Origin of the sequence: Enterococcus sp. 3H8_DIV0648, assembly GCF_002140655.1 — a bacterium.
GTDB lineage: Bacteria > Bacillota > Bacilli > Lactobacillales > Enterococcaceae > Enterococcus_A > Enterococcus_A hulanensis.
Genome location: NZ_NGLG01000002.1, coordinates 629,289 through 637,328, shown reverse-complemented (window position 1 = coordinate 637,328; position 8,040 = coordinate 629,289). Strand labels below are relative to the sequence as shown.

Here is an 8,040-nt window from a genome sequence, read left to right as displayed (position 1 = left end):
ACGAACGCTTAAAAAATTTAATAATAATTTTGAAAAAAGAATTCTCAGCAGCTCATTTACAATAATATGTCATTGACTATAATGTGTGTCACACAGTATAATATTTTTGAAGAGGTGAGAAGATGACTGATAAAGATATCGTACAAAGCTATATCACAGAGTTGAAAAGGGGAAACTTGGTTTTGGCTGTCTTAGGCAGTTTATCGAAGCCTCATTACGGCTACGCGCTTTTGCAGACGCTGCAGGGAAAAGGGATTGAGATCGAAGCGAATACGCTATATCCTTTGCTGCGGCGTTTAGAGAAGCAGGAGCTGCTGAAAAGTGACTGGGATACGACCGAAAGCAGACCGCGGAAGTATTATTCCATCAGTTCAATAGGGATTAGGGTGCGGTCTGAGTTGTTGGAGGAATGGAAAGAAATGCAAAAGAATATTGCAGAAATCTATCTGGGGGAATAAAAAATGGAAAATTGGATCGATCGCTATGTTTTTGCGGTGGTAGAACATCTGCCGGAAAAGGAACGAGCTGAGGTAGAGCGAGAATTAAGAAGTAATATCTATGACATGCTGTCGGAAAATCCGAGTGAAGCAGAAATTGAGAACGTGCTGCAAAAAATGGGTTCGCCTGAAGTGTTGGCTGAGGAGTATCGACAAAATCCGCGCTACTTGATTTCGCCGCAGGTTTACAATGAGTATATTCGTCTCTTGAAGCTACTGGTCCCGATTATTGGTATCTTAACTGCGATTATTGGCGCCGTGTCGGGAGGCGTTGAGGTTCTTCAAGGAAGTAGTCAATCAGTCAATAAAATTATCCAAAGTATCATTCAAAGTGGAATCGAAAGTGGTGTTTCAGGGGTACTGCAAACGCTGGTCTGGACGACGATCGGTTTTGTGATCGCTGAACGAACGGGTGTCTTTGAAAAGCGCAAAACGACGGAATGGAAATTATCTGATCTGGCACCGGTCACTGTTGAAAAAGCTATTCCGATCTCAGATGCGGTAGCCGAATTGGCTGTGACGATCTTTTTTGGCGGGCTATTAATTTTATGGGCCTTGGATATTTTGCCAAGCGGGACTTTCATTTCCGGTAGTGGAATCGTTGATGAGCCGTTGTTTAGTCAAAGCTTTGTTTTCTTTCTGATTCCTGTTTTGATCGTGGGGATTGCACTGACTGTGATCGTTAATATTTATAAGCTGATTGATCGGCGTTGGACCAATCGGGTATGTGCATGGGAGATTGCGGATAACGCGATCACCGCAGTAATGTGGGTAATCCTGCTGATGCATCAGAATATTTTCAGTTCCGAACTGGTGGCTTCTCTTAGCGAACGCAAATGGTCAGAAGGGGATATCATTCATTATATTTCGATCGGCGAAACGGGGAAAATCCGACTGATTCTAGCAGCGATCATCGTTATTGTATCGCTGATCCAAATTGGTGCAGTCTTTTATCATCGGGCCAAAACGACTTCTTTCCAACAGAATTACTATCGGAAAAGCGCGTAAGTAAAACAGGGTTTGATTTAAAAACCAGCCCGATTGTTTCCTTTTTATCCTCAGCGGTTGCGGCAGTCAGGAAGTAAAAGGGACTAATGCCAGCACACAAATAAAGGTAGACGACAAAACAGAAGTGCCTGAGGACGTAAAGAATATAAATGACGAATTAGCACGAGTTTTAGCGTTTAATAAGGCTAAAAAGCCAAATAGCGACCTAAAATTTATTGAAGAAATGATCCTTGAAAAAGATCACAAAGTAAAAATAACCGTCACTGAGCCTTTTGCCGTCTTTCGATCATTCAAGCAGAGACGTAAAATAATCAATAATGCACAGAACTTGGCGATCCCAATCATTGGCTATCATCTAAGCTTGACAGAAAAGCAAAACTTGAAGGGGCTTCCTACTAGCGTCGTAACAGAAAATGGCCTATCGGGAAAATCCCTCAAAGGAGACAATTATGATTTTGACTGGTTTCAGACTATAAATAACAGCGAGCTAAAAGGCGAGAAAAAATGAAAAACTCTAGACATGGTTTGTAAAAACGCTGTGTCTAGAGCCTTTTTTTGTCCAAATTTTCGTCTCTGAGGTATTCTAATATCGGAGGCGTGACACATGAAGAAAGCAGCGAATTATTTTAGTGAAAACAAATTACTCAGTATCTCATTACTGTTAGCGATCATCAGCTGTTTAGTCGGTCGTTTTTCGGCTGATTTTATTGATTATAAGGTGATTTTCAGCTTATTTGGCTTAATGCTATTGATCCAAGGCTTTGAGCAGGTAGGACTCTTGCGGTTCGTTGCCCAGAAATTATTGCATTATTCGAAAAATAGTCGGCAACTGGTTCAGCTGATGCTCCTTTTGTCGTTAGTTGGTTCGATGTTTTTGACAAATGATGTGGCGATTTTGACGCTGCTGCCGATCTACTTTAAACTGTTGTCGGTTTTACCAAAATTCAAAGGACGCTTGTTAGGCAGTGTCTTGATTATCGTCGCGGCGAATCTAGGAAGCAGCTTCTTTCCCTTTGGCAATCCGCAAAATCTGTATTTGTACGATTATTATCATGTGCCGTTGGGGCAGTTTTTGAGCTGGATGTCCTTGGTGCTGCTGGTTAGTTTCATTTCACTAGGAGCATTGACCCTGTTAGTGGCAAAGGATTCGTTGGCGGAGATAGACCTTGATGAACGGCGGATTGATCGCAAGGAAACGGCCTTGCTGGCGGGCTTGATGCTGGTGATGATCTTGGTGGTGCTGGACGTTTTGCCTTATCAATGGGTCATTCCCATCGTCGCGCTAATCGTGGTATTTTATCGTCGTGAATTGTTCAAGACAGTGGACTATGGCTTACTGCTGACCTTTGTTTGTTTCTTTATTATCGTGGGAAATATCGGCGAGGCCCAGTTTATCAAAAGTTTTTTACAAGCTCTAAGCGGCAAACAAATCTACTTGGCAGGCTTAGGATTGAGCCAAATCATCTCGAATGTACCGGCAGCATTTCTGATCGCGCCGTTTACTACCAATCAGCAGGCGGTTATTTTAGGGGTGAATATCGGCGGGTTAGGGACGTTGCTGGCATCGCTAGCGAATCTGATCGGCTACAATTTGTTCCGGGCTTACTATCCTGCTGAAACCAAAAAATTCTTCGGTTTGTTCTGTGCCGTCAATTTTGGTCTGCTGCTATTTTTGGGGACGATCTTTTATTTCTTCATCCATTAGAAAGCGCCAAGAATTCCTAAAAATCAGCTAAGTTTCTTATGGGAATTCATCCAAAAACCATGAAACCGCTTTAAATCATGTTAAGCTGATTCTGTAAGAAATGATTGAGGGGGATTTGCGATGAAAGATAAGACAAAATTAATTCATGGCTACCATGCCTTTGACGATGAAACCGGCGCTTCATCGATTCCGATTTATCAATGTTCGACCTTTAAACAAGCATCCATCAAGGATGGACAAGCTTATACGTACTCCCGTTTTGGCAATCCTACCAGAACGGCTTTAGAAGAAGCGGTCGCTGCTTTAGAAGATGGCAAATACGCTACTGCCTTCGCCTCAGGAATGGGTGCGATCTCGGCTGTGCTGTTGAGCTTTAATCAAGGCGACCATCTAGTGATGTGCAAGAGCATTTACGGCGGGACCTTCCAGTTGGTCAATGAAGTCATGAACCGTTTCGGTATCGAAGTGACCTTCGTTGATGAAACCAAGCTCGACGAATGGGAGCATGCGATTCGGCCGAATACCCGAGGACTCTATTTAGAAACACCGTCGAATCCGCTGCTGTCAGTGACGGATATTGCAGGAGTGGTGGCGATCGCTAAAGAACATCATTTGGTGACCATGATCGATAATACCTTTATGACGCCGCAATTTCAAAAGCCATTAGCTATGGGCGTCGATGTAGTGATCCACAGCGCGACTAAATTTATCAACGGACACAGCGATGTCGTGGCGGGCTTAGTCGTCACCAATGATGAAGAATGGCACGATCAGATCAAGCTGCAGCAAAAAGTTTTAGGCGGCATCTTAGGCGTCGAGGATTGTTGGCTAACGATGCGAGGACTGAAAACGATGGGCTTGCGGATGGAACAAAGCGCCCGCAGCGCAGAAAAAATCAGCCAAATGCTGGAAGCTCATCCAGTCGTAAAAAAAGTCCATTACCCAGGTTTGCCGAGCCATCCCGGTTATGAAGTTCATCAAAAACAGGCAACCTCTGGCGGCGCGGTTCTATCCTTTGAGCTCGCCAGTCAAGAAGCCGTTTATACCTTTGCGGATGCTTTGCAGATCCCGATCGCGGCCGTAAGTCTCGGCGGAGTAGAATCGATTCTATCCTATCCGGTTACTATGAGCCATGCCTGTGTACCAAAGGAAGAACGCGACAAACAGGGCGTAACAGAAGGGCTGCTGCGACTGTCAGTCGGCATCGAAGATACAGAAGATTTGATCGCAGACCTAGAACAAGCCTTAGCTAAAGTTCGAGTAACGGTGAAATAGACACGTAGAAAAGGTCTAGAAAAATTAATTATTGGTCTTGCTTCATCAAAAGACGATTTTGTATTTTCTTTGGAATACAAAATCGCCTTTTTTTTGTGTATTAGCTAATCGTAATTAGCATCAGACATTATTCAGTTTTTTCTTGCTTGTTTGGAAGATCAAAAGTGCAAATAAACTAACAACACTTAATAGAAAGAAAATATTTTGGTAAGTGCTCAAATTTGCGGCAGTGGAGAATAGGTTTAGTTTATCTGTTGCACGGCTGGCAATCAATTTTCCGCAGACTGCAACCCCTAGTGAGCCACTGATATTAATCGATAAATCATTCAATCCGATACCGCGGCCAATTTCATTTGATGGTAAAGTACTTGTTACGGTATCCAAGAGGGGCGAGTATAGTGTGTTAAATCCCACGAAAAAGAAAATACCACTGATACCTAAAATGATTGTGCCCTGACCAATGAATAATCCCGCTAATACTAATCCCACTGTAATTAATAGAATCCCTAAAAGAATCGTGTTCTCACGTCCGATTTTTTTGGTGATTTTGTCACCTACACCGCCAACGATCGCCGCGGCAATATAAGCCGGAAGGAGGATATAGGAAACAAGTGAAAGTGGCTCCTTCAATCCATCGGTTACAACAAAAGTACTCACAAAGGAAAAGGCGAACTGAACAAGATAAATACTGATCACTACTGTTAAAGCACGAATATAGCGCTTATTTTCTTTGAAAAATTGAGGAGTAATAAAAGCTTGGTCATTCCGACTGATATAAAATAGGAAAATGAAGGTTAAACCAATCATCACTAACAAGAAAGGAAGCCTTAACCCATCTACAAACAGTGTCAGAAAGACGATCATCCCGCTAAATAGAATCAAACCAATAAAATCGACCTTTTTCTTTTCTCCTTGCTGCTCAACTGGAGCATATTTCATTACAAGCGGTATGAACAGCATCGAGCACAAAGGAATCAATAGTAGAACCTGCCAAGGAACATAGGTCGTAATGATCCCTCCTACTAGCACACCAGCTGCTTGTGCAACCTGAAAGCAAGCGGTGAAATACGCAAAATATTTAATCTTGGTATTTCCCTCAAGATAGCGAGACGCGATAACTAGATAAAGCGAGCTTATCGCAGCTTGTCCCATTGTTTGAGTCGCTCTGGCTACAACAATCATGCCGTAGTTTCCTTGAAAAACAAATCCCCAAACCGAACCTAAGCTCAACATCGAAATCCCAAAAATCAGCAGCTTTTTGACGGGAATATAATCCGAAAGGGTGCCATAAATCACACTGCAAACACCAAGTGTGATCGTCGTGATCGTTGCTTGAATACTCGCTGTACTAGCAGAAATACTGAAATTTGCGGCAATTAAAGGTGAGACAGTAACAAATGCTTGGACCATCAAATTCGACAAAACAAATAAAATCAGCAGGCCGGGCATTAATTTTTTTACATCACCATTTGTTTGTTCGTTAGACAACATTTTCTCTTCCATCATGTCTTCTCCTTTGCTAATTCTGAAACAGCGTCTCTAACGTATGACAGAGACCTGTAACTACCTTTGCCGAATCGACATCAATACAGACCTGAACATTTGGGGTATCATCGCGCAATTTTTCAGTAACGCCAATCGTTCTTCCAATAGAAGCGCCTTGTGTTTCGACCGTCATAAATAAGGGCAGCATCGTGAAATATTCTGGGTGGATCGCTGCTGCCACGGCCGACGGATCATGGAGACAGCAACCATTTAGATAAGGAGCTATTTCTTCATGGACATGGATATAGTGGTCGACAATATCTGCATATTTTTCTCCTGCTTGACTAGCCGTTTTTCTCCAACGCTCGGTATCAGAATAGTGGAGGACAGACCGCATTGTCACATCTAATCCGACCATAATTATCGGTGTACCGCTTTCAAAAAGCAGTTTTGCCGCTTCAGGATCTTGTGAGATATTTGCTTCCGCAAATGGACTGACATTTCCTGGAACTGTTAGCGCGCCGCCCATGATAACTACTTGTCCAATTTCTTTAGACAAGTCTGGGTACAATTTGAGCGCTTTGCCTAGATTGGTCATAGGCCCCGTTGCGATGATTGATAGTTCATTCTTGTACTTCTTCACTGAGTCAATAATGAAATTTACGCCGCTTTGCGGTTCGAAGGTACGTTTAGCAGAGTGAAGGGCAATTTCTCCCACACCATTTTGCCCATGAATCTTTGCACTGATGTCTAAACGATCAAATTTCGTCTTGTTTAAGGCATGTTCTTCGCCCATAAAAACTGGAATATCTGTTCTGTTTAGTATTTCCAACAGGTTTAAAACATTTTCTACACCTTGTTTAGTATAAACATTGCCATAAGTCCCAACGACACCAATGACCTCTAATTCTTCTGATCCAACAGCGTAGGCTAGAGCCATAGCATCATCAATCCCAGTGTCAATATCCAAAATCACTTTCTTCATTTTCCATACTCCTTTGTTGAATAAATTTTGGTACTGCATAGACTACCAACCGGTTTGTAGTTTTCAGCAAGTGTTACAAATAAAATATACATGTATAAAATATCTATACATGTATAGTAAAGCGGTTACACTAGTTTGTCAATAAAAAAAGACAATCTTTTTCAGATTGTCTAAGAATTTTTAACGCCATTGATTTCGATATGACTTTTATCGATTGGGAGATAGTGTTTATTATGCAGAGAAGGAAGCTTATCGTCTAAATAGATTTCTTCTTGAACTAAGTAGAATTGGTCTTTTTCAGAGATTTTATACCTTATCGCAGAAATATTTCCAACAGTCGAATATTGAACTTGGAGCTTTGTATGCTTAGCATCGCGATAAATTTGTTCGTTGAGGAAAGCCTTAAAGGACTCAATATCTTTGAGATCGATCTCTTTTTCGGTTAAAACCTCTACAGGCATCGTCGAAAAAGTAAATGCGACCGGTGTTCCCTTAGACTTATACCAACGATCAATGAAGACAACTACGGCTACTTTTCTTTGCAGGATCTCATTTGTATACTCGGTAGAAGGCTCGATATGAAAGTCAATTTCCACTTCATCTACCTCTGCATCGAGACAAGTGTAGATCGGATTTGCGATAGTCTCTAAGCCTGAAGTCCATTTAGAAGAGTTGCTGATAACAAAGTTTCCTTTTCCTTTGATTATTTTGATAACGCCATCATCTTGTAAAAACTGTAACGCTTGTCTAAGCGTCATTCTCGAAACACCCATTTGTTTGGCTAAAGTATTTTCGGGCGGAAGTTGTGAATCAAGGGGATACGTCCCATTTTTAATCAACTCATACAAGTTTTCATAAACGGTGACGTAACGCAATTTTCGTTTGCGGTCAATTTCAAGCCGCTCATCATTATACATGTCTAAACCTCCTTGCTTTTGTTATAGTTATTATACAACAAATTAAGAAGCGATGGTCCGATTTATCTGAATAAGAAATCCGCTGCATACTGAAATCAAAAAGACATCTTTTATTTTTCAGAAAAATGAATACCTTAATATGAACTAGTTGCGAGTCCGACTTTAGAC

The 8,040-nt window shown here is 41.7% G+C and carries 8 protein-coding genes; 5 read left to right on the top strand and 3 right to left on the bottom strand.

The features are described 5' to 3' along the window. The first annotated feature begins 122 nt into the window (after nucleotides 1-122). From A5875_RS19205 to A5875_RS19185, 5 genes are all read left to right on the top strand, one after another. Nucleotides 123-458 (top strand): PadR family transcriptional regulator, encoded by a 336-nt coding sequence (locus tag A5875_RS19205; RefSeq protein ID WP_088935182.1) that lies wholly within the window; start codon nucleotides 123-125, stop codon nucleotides 456-458. 3 nt (nucleotides 459-461) lie between these two features. Further along, nucleotides 462-1,505 carry an HAAS signaling domain-containing protein gene (locus A5875_RS19200; RefSeq protein WP_088935181.1) on the top strand — a complete coding sequence of 348 codons (1,044 nt, stop codon included), beginning with the start codon at nucleotides 462-464 and terminating at the stop codon, nucleotides 1,503-1,505. Between the two features lie 124 nt (nucleotides 1,506-1,629). Continuing rightward, nucleotides 1,630-2,013 carry a hypothetical protein gene (locus tag A5875_RS19195; RefSeq protein WP_088935180.1) on the top strand — a complete coding sequence of 128 codons (384 nt, stop codon included), beginning with the start codon at nucleotides 1,630-1,632 and terminating at the stop codon, nucleotides 2,011-2,013. A 96-nt stretch (nucleotides 2,014-2,109) separates the two neighbouring features. Continuing rightward, the gene (locus A5875_RS19190) at nucleotides 2,110-3,210 is read left to right on the top strand and encodes an SLC13 family permease (protein WP_088935179.1); all 1,101 of its coding nucleotides are present in this window, start codon (nucleotides 2,110-2,112) and stop codon (nucleotides 3,208-3,210) included. A 120-nt stretch (nucleotides 3,211-3,330) separates the two neighbouring features. Further along, nucleotides 3,331-4,485, top strand: a complete 1,155-nt coding sequence (locus tag A5875_RS19185) for a trans-sulfuration enzyme family protein (protein WP_088935178.1) — start codon at nucleotides 3,331-3,333, stop codon at nucleotides 4,483-4,485. A 120-nt stretch (nucleotides 4,486-4,605) separates the two neighbouring features. On the opposite strand, the gene A5875_RS19180 is transcribed toward A5875_RS19185, so the two are convergent. The 3 genes from A5875_RS19180 to A5875_RS19170 form a co-directional block, all read right to left on the bottom strand. Then, entirely contained in the window at nucleotides 4,606-5,988 is a 1,383-nt protein-coding gene (locus A5875_RS19180; protein ID WP_242550542.1) for an MFS transporter, read from the bottom strand. Between the two features lie 16 nt (nucleotides 5,989-6,004). After that, nucleotides 6,005-6,955, bottom strand: coding sequence for a nucleoside hydrolase (locus tag A5875_RS19175; protein WP_088935177.1), 951 nt, complete (start codon nucleotides 6,953-6,955; stop codon nucleotides 6,005-6,007). Nucleotides 6,956-7,125: 170 nt separating this feature from the next. Next, entirely contained in the window at nucleotides 7,126-7,872 is a 747-nt protein-coding gene (locus tag A5875_RS19170) for a GntR family transcriptional regulator (protein ID WP_088935176.1), read from the bottom strand. Between the last annotated feature and the right edge of the window lie 168 nt (nucleotides 7,873-8,040).

What these genes read in the sequence shown, in the direction of transcription:
- A5875_RS19205 (WP_088935182.1), top strand. Translation starts at nt 123, where the DNA reads ATGACTGATAAAGATATCGTACAAAGCTATATCACAGAGTTGAAAAGG.
- A5875_RS19200 (WP_088935181.1), top strand. Translation starts at nt 462, where the DNA reads ATGGAAAATTGGATCGATCGCTATGTTTTTGCGGTGGTAGAACATCTG.
- A5875_RS19190 (WP_088935179.1), top strand. Translation starts at nt 2,110, where the DNA reads ATGAAGAAAGCAGCGAATTATTTTAGTGAAAACAAATTACTCAGTATC.
- A5875_RS19185 (WP_088935178.1), top strand. Translation starts at nt 3,331, where the DNA reads ATGAAAGATAAGACAAAATTAATTCATGGCTACCATGCCTTTGACGAT.
- A5875_RS19180 (WP_242550542.1), bottom strand. Translation starts at nt 5,988, where the DNA reads ATGGAAGAGAAAATGTTGTCTAACGAACAAACAAATGGTGATGTAAAA.
- A5875_RS19175 (WP_088935177.1), bottom strand. Translation starts at nt 6,955, where the DNA reads ATGAAGAAAGTGATTTTGGATATTGACACTGGGATTGATGATGCTATG.
- A5875_RS19170 (WP_088935176.1), bottom strand. Translation starts at nt 7,872, where the DNA reads ATGTATAATGATGAGCGGCTTGAAATTGACCGCAAACGAAAATTGCGT.